Here is a 20,978-nt window from a genome sequence, read left to right on the forward strand (position 1 = left end):
TAGGAAACCGCCAAACCGGCCTGTATCTTCTCACAGGCCTTCGGCTGCCTTACCGGTCATCCGTCCGCCGGTTCAGCGGCTCAGCTCCCGGCTCGGGCTATATCATCTTTCTGTATTCCTGTTTCCATTTGGTCAGCATCTTTCCGGCTCCGGCCATCCGTTTAATTGAATCCCGGTCAAAAAGAGTTTCCACTTCTTTTACTTTCCCGTCCTCAGAGGCCTCCTTAAGAACCGTCTCAAGCTCTTCCTTCCATCCGTCCTTTTCTTCTTTCGTAATCAGAGCTTCATACCGTTCCTTTAAGGTCAGCTCCGGGTTCAGCAGTGTAAGCTGGTAAATCTTCTTAAGCGTATCCCTGTTCTTCTGGAAATTGTAGGACATATCAAAAGCAGCCATCGCCTTTTCAAACCAGAAAATGCCCGCGTAGGAAGCTCCGATATTGTTCCAGATCTTCGATGTGAATTCATCGCTCAACGACTTGAGCCTCCAGTCGTCCAGGATTTTCTCATAGTAGAGCACGGCGGTTCCGTACTGTTTCAGCCTGAAATAGAAATCAGCCGTCTCTTTCGTAAATTCCGCGGCGCTCGTCTTTCTGTATGCTGCAATCTTCTGACGGAATTTGCTTATCTCCCTGGCCGTATAGTAGTAGCATTCCTGAAGAATGATAAAAATCATCTCATCGGGGTCCTCCCCGCTTTTCTTATAGGTTTCCAGCTTTCCCGCCAGAAACGCCATATCCAGTTCGGAACGGATAAATGCAATCAGGTTATCGTCGATAAAACCTCCCATGGCCAACAGTGGATTATTATAAATGACATAGCAAAGCTCCTGGGAGGATGTGATGTGGATTCCCAGACGATCTATAAAATATGGATGTTTCACCGGCTCATGCCTGCAAAGTATCAAGCTCATAATATAACCTCCTGCTTTATCACCGCATCCCCAGCAGGGTAAAGCTCGCCAAACCCCTTATCCTTTATCACGGCCACCATCGTCCGGTCACTTGAAAAGCCCAGCGAGAGTTCGATTCTGGTTGTCCTGTCCGGACGCTTCGGGAAATCGGCCAGCTCGATTTTCACCAGCTTCTTCCGTTTGGGATCCAGCGGGGAAATAGTAAATTCCACCTCCGGCGTCCCCGTGACGATAAAATCTACGGTACTCTTCGCCTCATACCAGTTGTCCCCGGCCGCGGCCAGAACTAACTGCCCCTCTTTATCGTGGTTCAGAACCTTTAAAGAGACCGTCGTCTTAAGCCTGCCCTCGCAGATGCAGATAAAGGGATAAGATGTTTTCTCCTGCAGGTAATCGGCGGCTTTCATCAGCGCTCCCTTGGAAAACAGGCTGTTTTCCACGAAAACTCTTCTGCGGCTGCACACCTGTTTCATAAATTCCGGCGCCCACTCCGTATTTTCAAATCCCTTTCCAGTCAGTACAATGGCGGAAAACAGCCGCTTCTGAAGAATGCGATCCGCGCAGGAACAGAGAATACGGTCCGCCAGCCTGGCTCCCGCCGTATTATCCAGCACATCCAGGTGGAATCCTTCCTCCAGATTATCGCAGTCGGCTATTACCTGCATCTGCCGCAGCCCCCTCTGGACCTTCAGCTCATAGTAACGCAGGCTCTGATCGCTTAAATCAAACATCCCGACCTGGTTGCTCCAGACTTCACGTTTCTGGCTCATGACATAATAGACAAAACTCTCCGTATGGCTGATCAGGTGCACCCTGTCGCGGGGAATATTCAGATAATCGGCACAGTAAAGAAGACTGTCCATCAGTTTTACCTCAAGGCAGTCCACTGCAATGACCAGGCTGGCCACATCCTCCTTGCCGGAGGCTTTCTTCGGCAGTTCCAATGCTCGTTCAAGGAACATCTTGAGGAGATAAATCCCCTCATACTTGATGCCCCCGATTGTAGCGGTTCCGTCCTTTAGCACCTGTGTCAGAAGCTTATCCTCCATGATCCCGTCACCGACCAGGGTATGGGCGTAAGCTTCCTCCTCCACATACCATTCGTCGATATTCTTGTTCTTGCACACGACTGTGGGGATTACCCAGGTCTGTTCCGGCTCCATACACGAAATATGTGTGTAGTTATCACATAAATCAATTCCTATTACAAGTCCGTCCATTCTCTAAAAGTCCTTTCAAGGTCACTTACATTCCTGTTCACCGACTGCCCCAAAACGCAGTGTTCAGAACAGCCGCTCACTGTAATGTGAACAGCGCTGCAACCGCCGCATCCTTCTTTAAATATTCTTCCATCTGTTCTCTCAGGGCCGCCTCGTTCTTCAGTTCCAGGGAAAGACTTATCTCATTCAGGCAGGCAAAACGGTTGCCCGGCGTTCTGGTCGTCACCTCCCGGCAGGAAATGCTCCCCTCCGCCACTTTCTTCCTCTCTCCGTTCTCATCCTCCAGAATCTGATATTCCATAATCTCGCCCTCAAACAGAACCTTCTCCCGGATATAAATCCCCTTATACACAGGCCGCATGTCCTCGTAATGGTATTCCTCCTCTTCCGGAAGAATCCGAAGGCGCAGATACGGCTTTTTCTCCTTATTACCATGATATTCGATGATTTCCTTATCCAGAATATTACCCGGTATCATAATGAACTTTGCCAAATCCTTAAAGTAGGTAAAAATCATGCCCGCCTCAATCAGGACATCCACAACCGACTGGCACAGCTCCCTCTGCTCATCCAAAAGCACAGGAAGAGTGGAATAATATTTGGTAAGCGCCAGCAGATAGATATCCGGCACCTTGTCTTTCTCCACACTGTTGTTGACAGCCGCTTCCAGATAGGCGAATACCTTGTCCTCGGTCGTCCTGTCATAGAGGAAATACTCCACGCTCTTTACGGTAAAGTACGCTTTTACCACATTTTCACTCGTCTTCTTCCTGGATGCATACAGTTCAAAGACGCGGTCCATCTTTTCCGTGCTGCCTGTAAACAGCATCTGCGCCACAAGACGCTCCTCCAAATCGTATGTCTCCACATGTTCCTTGATTCCCTGCATCAAAATCCGGTACATCTGATCCACGGTTCCGTTGAAGTGCTCACACAGGTAATCGAGAATAACGCTGTCGCTCTTCTCTTCCAGGAACACCTGATAAGCCAGGTGAAGCAGCCTGTCGTCCTCATCGAAGAGGTTTTGGAGCACCATCTTTGTGCACAGCTTCAGAAGGCGGTTTACCTGGATGCCCTCCGTGCCGTAGCGGCAGATCATCTCATACGCTTCCGAATAATAATTCTGTCTGATCAGCGTCTCGCAGACGCCGCTTCTCTCCTGCCTGGTCAGAGAATCCTTGTCCAGGCACAGCAGATAAGCCACATTGTTATTCCTCGTGCCGTCCTCGCTCTCATCCACCATCTTTTTGTAATACTTTACAATCGAAGACATGATGCGGGAACGGAACAGCGGGTGTAGCTTCATCTTCTGATCCGCCAGCTCTAAAAGAGCCGCGTTGTCCTCGCTCAGCTCTTCTTTCTCCATAGCCTCATAGCAGGCATTGACGAACAGAACCGGGTGATCGGGATAAACCTCAAAGCAGCATTCCAAAAGCTCATCTACATCCTCCATGGCCGGTGCCTTGTCATAGCGGATATTCAGATACCTGTTCCCGTAGGCGTCCTGGAACAGAATAATGTCCCGCTCTGAGAAAAGGGGCACATAGGCCACTCCATCATGGAGCGGATAGGCATCCTCCGTCATCAGTTCCTCATGGCGCACCACCACGTAACGCATTGCCGCGTCACGGCAGCTGATCCGGTTCGACTTAAGAACCACCGGCAGGGATTTGGCCATCTGGGCATCAATCAGTTCCTTATAGATCATATGCTTGTAAATGACCGCCAGGCGGCTGCCTATTCTCCCGGCAAAAAGCTGCTCCAGAGCAAACTGTTCAATCGCCCTCTCATAGAGACGATAGATATCGGAATCACGTTTTGTGTAGCTCAGGATATTTCTGTAGAGCACGGAACGGCTGTTCGCATCCAGCTCCGTGGCATACGAAAAATACAGAAGCACTTCCCTGGGCAGAAGTTTCCCGTAGTCCCCCGGCAGGGAATAGAGAAAATATTCGTACAGCCTGGTCAGGCTGATTCCCGCCTTGATGGATTTGTCATACCATTCAAAGTAACGGTTTCCACGGCAGTTGCCCTTTATCATCATGGCGCATACGGAAGAAAGAATCTCCTGCTCCGGATATTTCTCATATAATATGCAGAGCAGTTTCAGATATAGCTCCTTGAATCCCTTGGCGCTGTTCAGGGCCCTCGCGGCCGCCAGAGCCAGTTCGCGGCTCATCATCCCCCGCTTTGCGCCAAAATAAAGGGCATGAAGTTCAAAACGGGCCATATTTCTTAAAAATCCCGGTTCCTTTTCAAGCAGCTTCAGGCACTCCACATACAAAAACGGGCTGTGACAGCCGTCCTTGAACTCCTGCTCCATGCTGATAAGGACCGTCACCGGATTTTCAAATAACTCCTCATTCACTTTCAGTAACATCAGATAGAGCATAAAGTCATTATGCCCCCGCTCCTCATCAGAACAGTATTTCTGAAGCAGACGGATCAGAGAATCTTTCTGTTCGTGGTCATTCCAGATCTTCACCTGGAGATACTGGTAAAGACAGTAAAGCTCCTTCTGCTCCAGCCGCTTTGCCAGAACCCTGTCCCTGACCTCGTCAAGAATCAGACATGCCTTATCCTGACGTCCGGTCAGAACGTAGATTTCCGCCTGTAAAAGAGGCAGAAGCAGATTCTCACTCGTCATCTTCATCAGATCCAGCTCTTTCTGCATCTGGTTGAGAATCAATGCATCTTCATACATACCGCTCTCGTACTCCAGGCGCAGCCCCAGGTATTCCTTCATCTCCTCCCGGAATGCGGCGCGCTCCGCGTCGGCTGATTTGCCGCTCAGGGTAGCTTCCACCGGAATCTTTGTAATGCCCCTGGCCGTCTTGATCAGAACGGCGCCGTAATTTCTTCCCATATGAAGACGCTCGGAAAGAATGGTAAACGGCAGCCTGAGGGTCCCGTCCTTAAAATCGGCCTGGGTTGCGCTCTTCTTCGGCAGGTGGATAAAGTCTCCGTCCACCGAGGCCTCCAGGTAAATATATCCCCATGTGTCATTTCTTATCGTAATAGAATCTTCCAGGAGCCTGCCCGGATTATCATATATCTTCTTTCCGTCCTCGATCATCAGACGGATTGGATTCTTGACGCCCAGGGCAACCAGAAATTCTTCCATGAAATTCTGTCTGCTCCCGTGGCCTTTAAGTCCATCGTAAATAGCCCTTGTATGCATGTCCTGCATAAAGGGCGCTTCTATAAAATCCTGGTACTCTAAAAGGCGCAGAGCCGTATCCATATCATGCTCCGCGACTTCTAGAAAGTCTTTTGCCGTATTCAGGTTCCCGAGTATTCTGCCCGATGAGGCGAGATCTACGTGGAACAGATAAGGGATTTCCTTCTCCCCGCAGTTCGTTACAAGATAAAAGGAACCGTCTATCTCATCTCCCGCGGATAAAAAAGAGGTATCCACTTCATAGACTATATGATTCCGGAGTCCTCCAAACGTATTATTGTCATTTGGAATGCGCACGCGGATACTGGAAGAATAGACAAACCCTTTTACATTCAGGCCATTCTCGCTGCCGATAAAAATCTCCCTCTTCACGGTCGTGCCGACCCGTACGGTTTCCTCAATTACATCCGGCGTCCATATTATCTTCGGAAGTTCCGAATCGATAATTCCCTTCGCCAGACGGTTAATCCTTTCTTTCATATCTTACCACCTGCTGTCGCTCTCGTTGGTAATTATTCTATCATACTTTGTCCGCAATTACACTACATAAATCGACTTTTTGTCACTTAATTCGGTAATTCATTTTTTATGTCCTTGATTTAAGAATGTAAAATTGCTATGATAGGAACATGAGAATTTGCGGCCGCTCTTTTGCCTCTGTACCGGCATTGCCGGACCTGGTTTGAGTGGTTTTGCAAATATTGTGTTACATAGAAAGTAATTCTATTTCTGGAGGAAAGCATAATGACAAACAGTGAGAAAGCGTTAAAGCTTCATGAGGAGTGGAACGGCAAGATAGACACCGTTTCCAAAGCACAGGTAAAGTCCAGGGAGGATCTGGCGCTCGCTTATACGCCGGGCGTAGCCGAGCCGTGTAAGGTGATCGCAGAAGATCCGGAGGCCGCCTACAAGTACACCATCAAAGCCAATACCGTGGCCGTTGTATCCGACGGAAGCGCCGTTTTAGGCCTCGGCAACATCGGTCCCCTGGCCGCCATGCCGGTTATGGAGGGCAAGGCCGTCCTGTTCAAGGAGTTCGGCGGCATCAATGCATTTCCAATCTGTCTGGACACCCAGGATACGGAAGAGATTATTGAGACCGTAGTCCGTATCGCTCCCGCTTTCGGCGGCATCAACCTGGAAGATATCTCCGCTCCCCGCTGTTTTGAGATCGAAGAACGTTTAAAGAAGCTCCTTAATATCCCCGTATTCCACGATGACCAGCACGGGACCGCCATCGTCGTACTGGCCGGCATTATCAACGCCCTCAAGGTAACGGGAAAGAAGAAAGAGGACTGCCGCGTCGTAGTCAACGGTGCTGGAAGCGCGGGTATTGCCATCACAAAACTTCTCCTGACCTACGGCTTCCTCCATGTCACCCTCTGTGACAGAGTCGGAATCCTTACTAAGGGAATGGAAGGCCTCAACTGGATGCAGGAAAAGATGATGGATGTCACCAATCTTGAACAAAAGACCGGGTCCCTCGCCGATGCGTTAAAAGACGCCGATATTTTTGTTGGAGTCTCCGCTCCCGGCATTGTGACCGCCGAGATGGTTTCCGCCATGAACAGCGACGCTATCCTCTTTGCAATGGCAAATCCCGTTCCGGAGATTATGCCCGACATTGCAAAAGCAGCCGGCGCCAGAGTGGTCGGCACGGGACGTTCCGATTTCCCCAACCAGGTCAACAATGTCCTGATTTTCCCCGGCATCTTTAAGGGGGCTCTGGAGGGACGCGCCACCGCTATCACGGAAGAGATGAAGCTGGCGGCCGCCACCGCTATTGCCGGACTTGTGGATGACAGCGAACTGAACGATGAAAATATTCTGCCCGCCGCATTTGACCCGAGAGTGGCCGATGTGGTCAGCAAAGCCGTTAAACAACATATCTGAAGGTACAAGTATGCTATCATAAAGGAGTCTTTCCATGCTGTCTGAACCGATGACCTTATACAAACTGATGAACCTGTATATGCTGAAACAGGTAAATTTCCCGCTGACGAACGCGCAGCTGTCCAACTTTTTCCTGGACCGTGAGTACACGACGTATTTCACGCTTCAGCAGGCCCTCAATGAACTTCTCGAAGCTGGGCTTATCAAGATGGAAACGCTGCACAACAGCACCAGATACGAGATCACCAGAGAAGGTGAGGAAACCCTGGAATTTTTCGGGAAAAAGATATCTCCCGCCATCGTGGAGGATATGGATGAATATTTAAAGGAGAACCGCTTCCGCATGCGCAACGAAGTGGGACTGGTTTCCGATTTTTATAAATCCACCAATCAGGATTATATCGTTCATTGTGAAGTCCGGGAGGGTAAGAATGTCCTGGTCAATATCGACGTCTCCGTTCCCGATAAGGAACAGGCCGAGATTATGTGCAGCCATTGGAAAGACAGAAGCCAGGAAATATATGCTTATATTATGAAATCCCTGATGAGTGATAAATCTTCGGGAAAAGGAAAATAACCGTAACACGAAATAACGGCTATGCATGGAACAGGGGAACGAAATTCCGGTTTCGTGCATAGCCGCCGGGCTTTTAAGGAACCCTGTTTTTATATGGAAGTTCCCAGATATACGGAAACTCGCAGATTACGGACTGATGCGGTTTTAATTCGGGTAAAATGCACGGAGGTTGCTTTTTACCATACAGAGGAGGGAATACGATGCGTTCGCAGAATTCTTCGATTGCGCCGGTACGCGCGGTGCAGAACTTGAAACAAAACATGGACCGGGATATCAGACAGATCCGGAGAAAGTACACGTTTCTCAAAATCAAGTGGACTCTTCTCTTTGTGCTGCCAATCCTTCTGATCGTCATCGCTTACCAGGTGGCAAAACAGTTTTTACGTATCAAAATCCGTGAGGTCGGCCGGAAAGCATCAAACGCGCTTCCCTATAAGGAATGCTCCGGGGCCGCGGCCTCCATGCCGGACAGCGGCGATAAAAAGATTGAGGCGGAAACCAAGCTATGAATTCATTTATCCATGACAGAACCTCCGGGCATATGACGGACACTGCTTCCGCCGCCCCAAAGGAGCGCGACTACCTGTTTGACAATCTGAAGGCATTTATGCTGTTTCTCGTGGTAATCGGCCATATTCTGGATCCCTATATCGAGCGCCAGGACAGCCTTTACCGCTATCTGATGCAGTACATCTATCTCTTTCACATGCCGATGTTTGCCTTCATCACCGGATACTTCACAAAGAATACCGACAAAGCCAGGAATACAGCAGTCAGGAATGTGCTGATCCCCTATACCTTCTGGCAGCTCCTCTACATTGCGATGGCGCTGCTTTTCATTCAGCTCGGCCTGGCCAGCTATAACACGGACGTATTTAAGCCGTCGCTCCTGCTTCCCAGCAGTCCGCTCTATTATCTTCTCTGCGTTTTCGTCTGGAAGATGTTTGCAAAGGATCTGCTGAAGCTGCGCTGGCCCGTTCTCTTTTCGTTTGTATCGGGCCTGCTCGTAAGCATCGTCTTCGACGAAGCTTTCCACATAGGATGGGGCGCCTGTTTTTCCCTGCTGTTCTTTTTTGTGCTGGGCCTTAAGTGCACGGAAGAACGCGTACGGAAAATACGGAAACTTCCGCACCTGCCGGCGCTGGCCATCCTGGCGGCGGCAGTCATTCCCTCCGTCGTGCTGCCCTACAGCTTCCGGAATGTGCGTTTTACCTATGAGTCGGTCGGTCTTACCCCCGCCCTTGGAATCGCTTACCGCGCCCTCTTCTATCTCATTGCCATCCTGATGATAGGAGCCCTGATCAATCTCTTCCCTGAGAGGAAAAACTGCTTTTCCCGCGTCGGCACCAACGCCATTCTGGTCTACGCAGGCTCCTCCTTCGCCGCCCCGGCCCTCTATCTGCTCATTGCGCGGTTCATTCCGCTTGCCGGCAGCGTTTATGGGAATCTGGCCGGAATGACGGTATTTGCCGCCGCACTGGTGATGTTCTGCCAGATGGAGTGGATCAGGAATATTTATGATTGGGTTATAGGGGGAATCTGTAAAGTAATTTTTAAATAAGATGTACAATAAGTCTTCAGTCCCGGGCTTTAGGTTGTCGCGGGTTGGGAATCCGGGCAGAAAAAGTTCCTTCCCCACAGGCAGGTTATGGACCGGGACTGAAGACGCGAAGGTTTTCGTAATAGGGTATTTTTTCATAGGCACTACGTTTTTTCGATTTCAGAGAATCTGCCCCCTGTTCAGCTTGAAATACCACTTATTTGCTTGACTTTTCCAGAAAATCCCTCCACAATAGAATCAGATACTACCTGACTAGTCCAGGAAAGGAATTGGTGAGCATATGAACCTCCTTAAAAAAGAATTGATAAAACCCGCTTTAATCTCTGTTGCAATATGTCTTTTCGTCGGTATTATCCTGCGGTTTCCGATCGATTTTGTATTTGAGCTATTTGCTTATTTTATGACTTTTCTTCTGCTTCCTCCCTGCTTAAAAAGCCGCGAGGCCAGTCTTCCTTTTAAACTGTCGTGTATTGCCGTTACGGCAGCTGCCGGGATCGGAACCATCTACCATTTCGACGGGATCGGCAGGCTGATGCATTACTATCTGATTACGTTCTGCATCATTGTTGCAGGCTCTTTTCTCTGCTTCTATCTCAGCGGCCGGTTTTTCCGGCAAAAATAAAGAAAACGAACTTTTTATAGATTACTATATAAAAACAGCAAGACTCCCGGGCGTTTCCGGGAGTCTTGCTGTTTTTTAATTCACCGCTTCTGCGGAAAAAAAGTTTGTCTTTGCATTGGCCAGCTCTCTGTGGAGAGAAACGGCCATGGCCACGGCTATAACTGCGGAAATCACATCAGCGGCCGGCTGGGCATAAAGTATTCCGCCCAGTCCCCAGATATGGGGAAGAAGGAGGATAACCGGCACAAAGCAGAGCCCCTGCCTGCATGCTCCCAGTATAAAACCTTCTCTTGCCTTTCCCAGCGCAAGAAAGAGGGAGGAATAGACGGTGTAGAAGCCAAAGAGAATGAAGGAAATACCATTTGCCCTTAAAGCGCTTTGGCCCACGCGGATCATCTCGGCATCCCCCTTTGTAAACTGGGAAATGATAGCGGTAGGGAATAAGGCCATCACCAGTCCGAAAATTGCGCAGAATATGGTAGACCATAGAATGGAGGTTTTGATTGCCTTTTGAAGGCGATCGTATTTCTTAGCTCCGTAGCTGTATCCTGCAATAGGCTGAAATCCCTTGATAAAGCCAAATACCATCAGGCTGCCCATGGAAATAATTCTTGTGACGGCACCCATCCCTGCAATTACAGAATCTCCGTACTCTCCGGCCTGCATGTTAATCAGCGTGATAGAGAGACTGGTCAGAAGCTGGAAAATCAGTGTGGGTATTCCTATCTTAAAAATTTCGGACATTATTCGTTGCGAAAAACTGCATCTTTTTATGCTGAAGCTGAAGACACTTTTCTTTCTAAATATATACCACAAATAAACCAGTGTAGAAAAAACCTGTGAAATTGCCGTCGCCGCCGCGGCTCCCGCCACTCCGTAACCAAGGGAATAAATAAAAATCGGATCCAGCACCATGTTCAGCAGCGCGCCGGCCAGCAAGGCACACATCGTTGTTTTGGCAGCTCCTTCACTTGTTGCAATATTATTCATCGTCACGTTAAACACGTTGAATATTGATGATATTATATAAATTCCCGCATAAGTAACCGCATAGGGCATAATGCTGTCCGTCGCCCCCAAAAGTCTCAGGATGGGATGCAGAAATATAACGGCGCAGAGTATTACAAAAGCTCCAACGAAAATACTGCCGTACAGAGCGGTACTGGCAACCCGGTCCGCACTCTCCTTTTCGCCACGCCCCAGCAGCCTGGAAATATAGGATGCGGCTCCGTTTCCAAACAGCAGTCCCAGCCCCACAACCGCCTGGCCTAACGGAAATGTGACGGAGATTGCTCCCATCTGACTGGTACCCAGACCTCCGACAAAGTAAGCGTCCACCAAGTTGTACAGCGCATTAATCATCATTCCGATCATGGTTGGGATTCCCATTGCCAACAACGCTTTGGCTATGGGGGCGCTCCCCAGCAGTTCCATCTTCCTGTTTCCTCCGTTCATGAATTGTTCTCCTCTCTCTCAACAACATCTATATATTATATTACTATAAATTATAGTAATATAAGTAGCAGAATATATACTACTATAATTTATAGTAATTGTCAAGAAAAAGATTGTACTAAACTGCTCTCCGCACATTCAAATCGCGGCGAAGAGCCAGTCTTTTCAATATGTACATCCGCCGCAACCCAAAGTTGCGCAAGTGTATTGCTAAAATGATTGCCAGTATTACTATGCTTTGGTATGATTAAAGCACTAAATCAGGAGGTATTTCATATGACATTCGGCGAAAAGCTGCTTCAGCTCAGAAAAGAAAAAAACCTGTCGCAGGAAGCTTTAGCAGAACAATTAAATACAACAAGACAGGCCGTAAGTAAGTGGGAGAATGGACAGAATTATCCGGAAACAGAAAAATTGCTGATGATTAGTAATCTGTTTAATGTCTCCGTTGATTCCTTACTGAAAGAAAATTCAGAAGCCTGTAAAACAGGCAGGAATGGATATTATGTAAGCCGTGAGTGTGCCGAAGGATATTTAGCGTTCGAAAAAAAAGTTACCTATAGAACCTCTCTTGGTATCAGTCTTTTAATTGGTGCCGGAATTCCGTACTTTGTTCCACGGTTTAATCCTGCCGGAGCACATAACTCTCCCCTCTTTGCAGCCATAATACTGATTTTAGGTATAGGCATTCTGGTTACAGTCGTATTTATGGAAAACCCTGATACAAATATTGGCAGTAAAATATTAATACTCGACAGCGCTTTCCATACCGAATTGAAATCCGGATATACCAAACAGAAGAATAAATTTATTACCCTCATTATCTCAGGCGTTGTTCTGTTAGTCACGGGAATATTTCTTTATAAACACTTTGAGAGAAGCAATGGGCTGATATTCCCATACAGGGAATTATGCTGTGTTCTGTTTGCCGCCGCATTATACTGTTTTCTAATTGTAGTTGGGATTGTAGAATCTTATGATACTCTGTTAGACAGCACTGAACGGATGAACCGGCTTTCCATTCATATTTGGAAGAAAATAAAAGACAAACTCATGAAATAAACTATCTTCCCCAGCTGAAGGCAAAGCGCCGCGCCCCCTGTTTCTTTGAGGATACGCAGCGCTCCGCCGGATCTTATGCATTTTTGATATAGTTACAAACATCGGAGTTCAGAAAACCGGTGAGGAATTCTTTTGTACGCTTTGTAGCCCCATACATCGGCAAACCGGAGAACACCTGGGAACAGTCATCCGCTTTTTCCATCGCCTCGATATACTCATGTACATCGGCCCCGCCTTCAGGAAGGTCCAGATAGTCCAGTTTCTGCGGATTGATGCGGTGTGTCGCAATTGCATAATCGATTCTCCGTTTACAGGAACATTGTCCGCCTGACAGGCCGCAATATACTTTCAGGAAATCTCCCACCTTTTTTCTGACCCTGGACAATCTCTGCCGGTATGCTTCCGGCGTGATTCCCAGGATCTCACCCGCCACACGGCTGTCCGCCTTAAACATGGTTCCCAGGATATAAATACAGCGGCTTTCCCCATCCAGGCATTGAAGCATCACATTGGTGCAGGACATCTTCAGTTCCTCCTCCAGAAGCCCTCTGTCAACCCCTCCCGTTCTGTCGGAAAGGTCCTCCGTCCTTCCGTTTATAATGTCCTCTCCATAGTATTCAAAGCTGAGAGGCGCATTGGCAAACATGTGCTTTCTGTAATTCAAAAGATGATTCGTGGCAATGGAAAAGACCCATGTCGTAAATGCACTCTCCCGCCTGAAATCACCCAGGTGGGTCATCACTTTAATCAGAATCTCCTGTGATGCGTCTTCCGCATCCACTACCGTTCCCAACATACGCAGAGAGAGGTTAAATACCATGTCCTGGATTCTCAAAAGAATCTCTTCCACCGCCTCTTTCTTCCCCTCCGCCGCCTGTACCGCCAGGACTTCCAGTTGTGTTTTATTTCCGCTTACTTCCGTCTGATTCATATTCATTCTCCTTTTCCGGTTGATTTTCTGTTATATATCATTAGACAGACCGGAATACACTTTGTGACAGTAAAAATACCCGTTTTTTATGTAAAATTATTATATCATTCCCGGAAACTGTTTACAAACTCCGGACATCAAAAAACAGGCAGAAGATACGCCCGCAACATGAGGGGCATCTCCTGCCTGCCTTGCAACAATAACCGAATTCGGCCGCACAAGCGGGAATTCCATTTTACTTACGCTTCGGCCAGTCTCTCTATATAATCCCAGATTTCTTCCCTGCCCTGCTTTGTCTCCGCTGAGAAAGGAATCATCAGCACATCGGTTCCGACGTCCAGGCCGACCCTCAGAACCTTCATCTGTTTCTGCAGCTGGCTTCTCTTAATTTTATCAGCCTTTGTCGCAATTATGACCGGCTGGTATCCCTGTGAGACAATCCAGTCGTACATCAGCTTATCGTTGGAGGACGGCTCATGGCGGATGTCAATCAGAAGGAAAACGCATTTGAGCATCTTGGAACGGTGGAGATAATCCTCAATCATCTTTCCCCACTTCGCCTTTACCTCCACATTGGCTTTCGCATAGCCGTAGCCCGGGAGATCCACATAATAGAGCGTATCATTGATGTGGTAAAAGTTGATGGTCTGCGTCTTGCCTGGCTGTGCCGAGATACGGGCATAGGATTTGCGGTTCATCAGCGCATTAATCAGCGAAGATTTTCCCACATTCGACTTGCCTGCAAAGGCAAACTCCGGCTGTGTATTCTCCGGCAGCTTGCTGGTAATGCCGCATACGGTTTCCAGGTTTACATCTTTTATAATCATGGTTTTCCCTTTCTTTCTGGCTTTACGGCCACGGTGGCCGCAGCCTCGGCCAATGCGGCGGAGGATGCATCCCTTTCCCGGTCTGCCGCCTCATCCTCTGTGCATCCTGTTACAAATGCCTCCCGGATTACATCTTCCATCTCCTTAACGTAGACAATGTCCATGCCTTTTGTAATCTCTTTCGACAGTTCTTCCACGTCGGGACGGTTCTTGTCCGGCACGAGCACTTTCTCAATGTGGGCCATCTTTGCCGCCAGCAGTTTCTCTTTCAGTCCTCCGATCATGAGGACATGGCCTCTCAGGGTAATCTCACCCGTCATCGCAGTTTTTGCCGATACAAAGCGTTCCGTCACGGCCGACAGCATTGCAGTAGCCATCGTGATTCCGGCCGACGGGCCGTCCTTGGGAACCGCTCCCTCCGGAATGTGGATATGGATATCATGTGTCTCAAAATAGTCTTCCGGAACCCGGTATTTCACCGAAGCCACCGAACGGACCCAGGTGAGGGCCGTCTGCGCCGATTCTTTCATCACGTCGCCCAGCTGGCCCGTCATCTGCAGATTGCCTTTGCCCGGCATCACATTCACTTCAATCTGAAGCGTATCTCCCCCGACGCTGGTCCATGCAAGGCCTCTGACGATTCCCACCTGATCCTCGTCATTCGCGTCCTCATACAGCACCTTTTCACGGCCAAGGTATTTCTCCAGGTTTTTATCCGTGATACGGATTGATTTCTTGTCCTGTTCCAGAAGCTCTCTTGCAGCCTTGCGGCAGATATCTCCGATCCTTCTCTCCAGGTTTCTCACACCGGCTTCCCTGGTGTAATTGTGGATGATCTTCTCAAGGGCAGGATTGGTGATGGTAAGCTGTGCCCTTGTCAATCCGTTCTTCTCCATTTGTTTGCGTATCAGGTAATTCTTTCCAATATGGAATTTTTCGTTCTCTGTATAGCTGTTGACCTCGATCAGTTCCATTCTGTCCAGAAGCGGCCCCGGTATTGTCTGGGTCGTGTTTGCCGTTGCAATGAAGAGCACTTCCGACAGATTAATGGGCAGCTCAATATAATGGTCGCGGAAATGGATATTCTGTTCGCTGTCCAGGACCTCTAAGAGCGCCGAGGAGGTGTCTCCCTTATAGTCGCTGCTCACCTTGTCAATCTCGTCGAGAAGCATCAGAGGGTTGCTTACGCCCGCGAGCTTAATTCCCTCCACGATACGGCCCGGCATTGCGCCGACATATGTTTTCCTGTGGCCCCTGATCTCGGCCTCATCATGCACGCCGCCAAGACTGATGCGGACATATTTCTTGCCCAGCGCCCTGGCTACGGAGCGGGCAATCGAAGTCTTTCCGGTTCCCGGAGGCCCCACCAGACAGATAATTGGGCTGGTGCCCTTTTTCGTCAGAATTCTCACCGCCAGATATTCAAGCACCCTCTCCTTAACCTGTGTAAGGCCGTAATGGTCTTCCTCCAGCACCTTCTCCGCGAACTTGAGATCCGAATTATCCTTTGTCACCTTATTCCACGGCAGTTCCAGAACGGTCTCCAGGTAAGTCCTCAATACGTTGGCATCCTGGCTGCCGGAGGGCATTCCCTTAAACCGGTTGATTTCCTTTAAGATGCGGTCCTTGATTTCTTTGTCCGCCTTAATGCTTTTCAGCTGTTTTTTCAGCTCATCCGCATCGGATACGGGGTTGTCCTCCCCCAGTTCCTCACGGATTACCCTCATCTGCTCGCGCAAGATATAGTCCTTCTGATTCTTGTCGATTGCCGCCTTTACTTTGGTCTGAAATTCTTTCTTGACGCGGTAAACCTCGGTCTCGGTAAGCAGCAGCTGAAGTACGGTCTCGTACATGGAGCTTAAATATGTACACTCCAAAATTCTCTGTCTTGCTTCAAAATCCCATGGAAACTGCACGGCCAGCTGATGAAGAATCTCTTCCAGCCCGGATGCGGAGATCAGGGACAGGAGAAAATCTTTTCCCGCCGTCTGGTTGAGTTTACCGTACTCCTCCAGCTTCTCCTTCACGATCCGAAGCATCGCCTCTTTCTCTATCACATTTAAGTCGTCCTCCATGTCACCGAGAAGCTCCGCGGTGGCGGTCAGGGTGGAACCGCTGTTATCCAGTTCCAAAAGTTCCGCTTTCTCCAGTCCCTCCACGGTAACGCGGACCATGCCGCCCGGCATCTTTACCAGCTGCTTTACGAAGCCGACGGTTCCGATATGGAATAAATCCTCCATGTCGGGATTCATCTCCTCCGGTTTTACCTGTGTAATCAGAAGGACCTTCTGATCGCCCACCATGGCTTTTTCAACGGCTGCAATGGACTTTCCCCTGATAATGTCAAAATTTATCGTCATCTGCGGCAGCACGGTGAGTCCGCGCAGTGCTATCGCAGGAAGTCTCATCTTTTTATCTTCCATTTTAAATCTCCTGTTCTGTACGTCACTTTCGCGGGACAGCATCCCCCGCCTGAATGGATATACATCGTAACAATAAAGGGATCTGTAAAATGAGAAACACTCCATCTTACAAACCCCTTTCGTTTAGGCGCTAAAAGTACGCGGAAAGCGTACCTTTCATCGCTGATGACAGGCCTTAATCAGGCGATTTCGCCTGTCTTATCCTTTTTTGAACGCCCTGTAAATGACTTACGGGGTACTGTATTCTCCCGGTACACCAGTTCCGGTTCACTGTTTCCTTCCACCACGTCCTTGGTTATCGTACAGATTCCAATGCTGGAGTCTGAAGGGATCTCGTACATAATATTCATCATGATCGATTCCATAATCGAACGCAGTCCTCTGGCTCCCGTCTTTCTCTCTACGGCCAGATGGGCAATCGCACCGAGTGCATCGTCCGTAAATTCCAGCTTCACACCGTCCAAATCAAAGAGTGCCTGATACTGCTTAATAATAGCATTCTTCGGCTTTGAAAGTATCTTTACCAGAGCGTCTTCTGAAAGGGAACTTAAGGAAACCGTAACCGGCACACGGCCGATAAACTCCGGAATCAGACCGAACTTGGATAAATCCTGAGGCATAACCTGCTTTAAAAGTTCGTCGATATCCTGGTTCTGTCTATCCACGATCTCCGCATTAAAGCCGATGGAGCCGGCTCCCAGACGGTTCTCGATAATCTTCTCAAGGCCGTCGAACGCTCCGCCGCAGATAAAGAGAATGTTCGTCGTATCGATCTGTAAAAGCTCCTGCTGAGGATGCTTTCTCCCGCCCTGAGGCGGAACGCTTGCAACCGTACCTTCCAGGATTTTCAGAAGCGCCTGCTGCACTCCCTCACCCGAAACGTCTCTTGTAATCGAAACATTTTCTGATTTCTTTGTGATCTTATCAATCTCGTCTATATAGACAATACCGTATTCGGCCTTGCTGATGTCAAAGTCGGCTGACTGGATAATCTTTAACAGAATATTCTCTACATCCTCGCCGACATAACCGGCTTCCGTCAATGTCGTGGCATCTGCGATGGCAAAAGGGACATTCAGGATTTTGGCAAGTGTCTGCGCCAGATATGTCTTACCGGAACCGGTTGGTCCAAGCATCAGGATATTGCTCTTTTGAAGTTCCACTTCCTGGCTTCCCTTGGATGTGATTCTTTTGTAATGGTTGTATACCGCTACGGAGAGCACTTTCTTGGCTTCCTCCTGGCCTACGACATACTCATCGAGAAATTCCTTGATCTCCTTCGGCTTTAACAGGTTAATCCCGCTGAAGTCCGGACCCTTGTCATTCTGATCAGCAAATTCCTCTTCCAGAATTTCTGCACAAAGTTCGATGCAGTCGTCACATATATAAACATCATTAGAACCTGCAATCAGTTTTCTGACCTGGTCCTGCGTTTTGCCGCAAAAAGAGCAGCGAATCTTGTCATCAGATCTGCCTGGCATATGCCCACCTCAATTCCTTCTATAAAATAATGGCTATGAATGTAATTAGTGGCTTGAAATGACACTGTCAATCAGTCCATACTCCATTGCCTGCTGTGCTGTCATGTAATTATCTCTGTCGGTATCTCTCTCAATGACTTCATATGGCTGGCCCGTGTTCGCTGCCAGGATTTCGTTCAGTTTTTTCTTTGTCTGTAAAATCTTCTCCGCCACGATCTGAATTTCCGTAGCCTGACCCTGTGCACCGCCGGACGGCTGATGGATCATAACCTCGGCATTTGGAAGGGCAAAACGTTTTCCCTTTGCACCGCCTGCCAGGAGGAATGCTCCCATGCTGGCCGCCATGCCGAAACAGATAGTAGAAACATCGCACTTGATGTAATTCATCGTGTCATAAATTGCCAGTCCTGCCGATACGGAACCGCCCGGGCTGTTGATGTAGAGATGAATATCCTTGTTCGGATCTTCGGACTCCAGAAACAGAAGCTGTGACACGATAAGTCCTGCCGACGCATCGGTAACTTCTTCTCCGAGGAAAATAATCCTCTCTTTTAACAGCCTGGAAAAAATGTCATAGGAACGCTCTCCCCGGCTGGTGGATTCAATGACATAGGGTACTAAACTCATAGAATGCCTCCTGTTCTGCAAAAATGGAAACGATGAAAAGCCCGCAAAGCGCACTTTTCACCGACACCAAACGGTGAAAGGCGCGCTTTGCGGGCCTCCCACCAATTTGCACTTCTTATTCATTATACGGCAATTAAACTAATTTTGCTTCTGAAACCAGTAAATCTACTGCTTCCTGAACCTTTAAATCGTCTCTTAACTGCTCTTTTTCCTTCTCGCCCATCAGCTCGTTCAGCTTCTCGGCTTCCATCTGATAGCTTGTTGCCATCTTTCCAATCTGCTGGTAAACAGCCTCGTCGGAAACTTCGATGTTCTCAAGTTCTACGATCTTTTCAAGAACAAGTCTTGTCTTGATTCTCTTAAGAGCCTGAGGAGTCATCTGGTCGATCAGCTTGTCTGCCGTCATACCTGTATATTTCATGTAATCATTGATATTCAGGCCCTGGCTCTGCAGTCTGCGCGCATAGTCTTCCACCATACCGCGTGCCTGTGTGTTGATCATTGCCTCCGGGATATCCATCTGGGCATTCTCAACTACCTTATCAATAACACGGTTCTCGTTCTCAGTAGCAGCTTCTCTGTTCTTCTTATCCTGAAGTTTTGCCCTGATATCGTCTTTGTATTCAGCAAGAGTCTCAAAATCTGAAACTTCGCTTGCAAACTCGTCGTTCAGCTCAGGAAGTTCAGTCATCTTGATCTCTTTGATAGTCACTTCAAACTTAGCCGGCTTGCCTGCTAATTCAGGAGCATGGTACTCTTCCGGGAAGGTAACTTCGATCTCGCACTTCTCGCCGAGGTTCTTACCAATTAACTGCTCCTCAAATGTATCAATAAAGGAATGGGAGCCAATTGTCAGAGGATAATCTGTACCTTCTCCTCCTTCAAATGCAACACCATCGATGAAACCCTTGAAGTCTACAACTGTGTTGTCGCCGTCGGCAACCGGTCTGTCTTCTACTGAAATAAGACGTCCGTTCTTATGGCGGGCTGCTTCCAGCTCTTCTTCAACATCGCTGTCCGTCACTTCTGCAACGACCTTCTCTACCTCTACTCCTTTATACTCACCTAATGTAACTTCCGGTTTTAAAGCTACGGTTGCTGTATAAATAAAATCTTTTCCTTTTTCGATCTGTGTTACATCGATCTCCGGGGAGGATACGATCTCTTCCTCGCACTCCTCTGCTGCCTTTGGATAAGATGCGTCGATTACTTCGTTAGCAGCCTCTTCATAAAAAATGCCTGCTCCGTACATCTTCTCGATCATGGCCTGCGGCGCTTTACCTTTTCTAAAACCAGGAATATTGAATTTTCCTTTATTGCGATTGTAAGCAGTTTTGATAGCAGCCTCGAATTCCTCAGCCGGAACTTCGATCGTAAGCTTAGCCATGTTGTTTTCTAATTTTTCTACCTGTAAACTCATTATAAGGGGTCCTCCTTGCTTCTATATGTGAACAGCCATACCCGTTAGGCGTTACACTTCAAGATAGCATTATATCATATCCCTTCTGTAAATACCAGTCCAAATTGTCAAAAAACCAAAGAAAAAACGGGAAAACACAAGGGTTTTTCTACTTTTTTCCCCAGTTTTCCCGTCCCTTATTCCGTATTGTTTTTCCGATTCCTGTTCATGCCGGATGGATTCTGTGATTTCAGACCTGATCGTATTGTATCGCTGTTTTGATATGGGAGGCCGTTTTTTCGTCAATCAAAAGGCCTGCCAGTTCCAGCCCCAGATCCAGCGCATACCCAAGGCCTCTTGCCGTCGTCACATTGCCGTCGGTCACAACTCCGTCGCCCGTAATCTCGGCTCCGGCCAGCGCACCCTCAAACCCGGGATAGCAGGTGGCCTTCTTCCCTCTCAGGATTCCAAGTCCCCCCAGGACGCTCGGCCCCGCACAGATGGCCGCCAGACGGCGTCCCTCCTCATTGGCCGTTACCAGAGCGTCACAAAGTACACGGCACTCCGAAAGATGTCTTGTTCCCGGCATTCCGCCCGGCAGAAACAGCACATCCGCCTTCTTAAAATCAATCTCCCCGATTGTGGCGTCCGCCATAACCGTAAAACCGTGGGAGCCAGTCACCTCTCTCTTATCACTGATGGACACCAAAGTCACTTTCACACCGGCGCGGACCAGGACGTCCGCCGTTGCCAGACATTCCACCTCTTCCAGCCCATCCGCCAAAAATGCATATACTTCCGCCATATCA

At 48.5% G+C, this 20,978-nt stretch carries 17 protein-coding genes; 6 read left to right on the plus strand and 11 right to left on the minus strand.

The features are described from left to right. Window positions 1-97: 97 nt before the first annotated feature. From EJL91_RS04760 to EJL91_RS04770, 3 genes are all read right to left on the minus strand, one after another. Window positions 98-910 carry a hypothetical protein gene (locus EJL91_RS04760; protein ID WP_125140787.1) on the minus strand — a complete coding sequence of 271 codons (813 nt, stop codon included), beginning with the start codon at window positions 908-910 and terminating at the stop codon, window positions 98-100. After that, complete coding sequence (locus tag EJL91_RS04765; RefSeq protein ID WP_125140788.1) at window positions 907-2,130, minus strand: DUF5716 family protein; 1,224 nt, start codon at window positions 2,128-2,130, stop codon at window positions 907-909. The genes EJL91_RS04760 and EJL91_RS04765 overlap by 4 nt, the downstream gene beginning before the upstream one ends. A gap of 76 nt (window positions 2,131-2,206) precedes the next feature. Further along, on the minus strand, window positions 2,207-5,791 hold the full coding sequence (locus EJL91_RS04770) for a DUF5717 family protein (RefSeq protein ID WP_125140789.1): 3,585 nt from the start codon (window positions 5,789-5,791) through the stop codon (window positions 2,207-2,209). A 264-nt stretch (window positions 5,792-6,055) separates the two neighbouring features. Between EJL91_RS04770 and EJL91_RS04775 the strand changes: the two genes are divergently transcribed. The 5 genes from EJL91_RS04775 to EJL91_RS04795 all read left to right on the plus strand — a co-directional run bounded on the left by EJL91_RS04775 (window position 6,056) and on the right by EJL91_RS04795 (window position 9,964). Further along, the gene (locus EJL91_RS04775) at window positions 6,056-7,204 is read left to right on the plus strand and encodes an NAD(P)-dependent malic enzyme (protein WP_125140790.1); all 1,149 of its coding nucleotides are present in this window, start codon (window positions 6,056-6,058) and stop codon (window positions 7,202-7,204) included. A 34-nt stretch (window positions 7,205-7,238) separates the two neighbouring features. After that, on the plus strand, window positions 7,239-7,781 hold the full coding sequence (locus EJL91_RS04780; protein ID WP_125140791.1) for a DUF4364 family protein: 543 nt from the start codon (window positions 7,239-7,241) through the stop codon (window positions 7,779-7,781). 200 nt (window positions 7,782-7,981) lie between these two features. Next, window positions 7,982-8,290 carry a hypothetical protein gene (locus EJL91_RS04785; RefSeq protein ID WP_125140792.1) on the plus strand — a complete coding sequence of 103 codons (309 nt, stop codon included), beginning with the start codon at window positions 7,982-7,984 and terminating at the stop codon, window positions 8,288-8,290. Then, entirely contained in the window at window positions 8,287-9,342 is a 1,056-nt protein-coding gene (locus EJL91_RS04790; protein ID WP_243125225.1) for an acyltransferase family protein, read from the plus strand. Before EJL91_RS04785 ends, EJL91_RS04790 begins: the two co-directional genes overlap by 4 nt. A 280-nt stretch (window positions 9,343-9,622) precedes the next feature. Then, window positions 9,623-9,964, plus strand: a complete 342-nt coding sequence (locus tag EJL91_RS04795) for a hypothetical protein (protein WP_125140793.1) — start codon at window positions 9,623-9,625, stop codon at window positions 9,962-9,964. A 75-nt stretch (window positions 9,965-10,039) separates the two neighbouring features. On the opposite strand, the gene EJL91_RS04800 is transcribed toward EJL91_RS04795, so the two are convergent. After that, window positions 10,040-11,419 (minus strand): MATE family efflux transporter, encoded by a 1,380-nt coding sequence (locus EJL91_RS04800; RefSeq protein ID WP_125140794.1) that lies wholly within the window; start codon window positions 11,417-11,419, stop codon window positions 10,040-10,042. Window positions 11,420-11,695: 276 nt separating this feature from the next. Between EJL91_RS04800 and EJL91_RS04805 the strand changes: the two genes are divergently transcribed. Beyond that, window positions 11,696-12,481, plus strand: coding sequence for a helix-turn-helix domain-containing protein (locus EJL91_RS04805; protein ID WP_164516745.1), 786 nt, complete (start codon window positions 11,696-11,698; stop codon window positions 12,479-12,481). Between the two features lie 73 nt (window positions 12,482-12,554). Here EJL91_RS04805 and EJL91_RS04810 read toward each other — a convergent pair whose 3' ends face one another. The 7 genes from EJL91_RS04810 to EJL91_RS04840 all read right to left on the minus strand — a co-directional run bounded on the left by EJL91_RS04810 (window position 12,555) and on the right by EJL91_RS04840 (window position 20,974). Continuing rightward, on the minus strand, window positions 12,555-13,412 hold the full coding sequence (locus EJL91_RS04810) for an RNA polymerase sigma factor (protein ID WP_243125227.1): 858 nt from the start codon (window positions 13,410-13,412) through the stop codon (window positions 12,555-12,557). Window positions 13,413-13,651: 239 nt separating this feature from the next. Next, on the minus strand, window positions 13,652-14,239 hold the full coding sequence (gene yihA, locus EJL91_RS04815; RefSeq protein WP_125140797.1) for a ribosome biogenesis GTP-binding protein YihA/YsxC: 588 nt from the start codon (window positions 14,237-14,239) through the stop codon (window positions 13,652-13,654). Continuing rightward, the gene (gene lon / locus EJL91_RS04820) at window positions 14,236-16,662 is read right to left on the minus strand and encodes an endopeptidase La (RefSeq protein WP_125140798.1); all 2,427 of its coding nucleotides are present in this window, start codon (window positions 16,660-16,662) and stop codon (window positions 14,236-14,238) included. Before lon ends, yihA begins: the two co-directional genes overlap by 4 nt. Before the next feature lie 179 nt (window positions 16,663-16,841). Further along, complete coding sequence (gene clpX / locus EJL91_RS04825) at window positions 16,842-18,143, minus strand: ATP-dependent Clp protease ATP-binding subunit ClpX (protein WP_125140799.1); 1,302 nt, start codon at window positions 18,141-18,143, stop codon at window positions 16,842-16,844. 45 nt (window positions 18,144-18,188) lie between these two features. Further along, window positions 18,189-18,770 (minus strand): ATP-dependent Clp endopeptidase proteolytic subunit ClpP, encoded by a 582-nt coding sequence (gene clpP / locus EJL91_RS04830; protein ID WP_125140800.1) that lies wholly within the window; start codon window positions 18,768-18,770, stop codon window positions 18,189-18,191. A 133-nt stretch (window positions 18,771-18,903) separates the two neighbouring features. Beyond that, complete coding sequence (tig, locus tag EJL91_RS04835; RefSeq protein WP_125140801.1) at window positions 18,904-20,190, minus strand: trigger factor; 1,287 nt, start codon at window positions 20,188-20,190, stop codon at window positions 18,904-18,906. Between the two features lie 229 nt (window positions 20,191-20,419). Next, window positions 20,420-20,974 (minus strand): DJ-1 family glyoxalase III, encoded by a 555-nt coding sequence (locus tag EJL91_RS04840; protein WP_125140802.1) that lies wholly within the window; start codon window positions 20,972-20,974, stop codon window positions 20,420-20,422. Window positions 20,975-20,978 lie beyond the last annotated feature (4 nt).

The organism is Clostridium transplantifaecale, from assembly GCF_900626075.1.
GTDB classification, from domain to species: domain Bacteria; phylum Bacillota; class Clostridia; order Lachnospirales; family Lachnospiraceae; genus Otoolea; species Otoolea transplantifaecalis.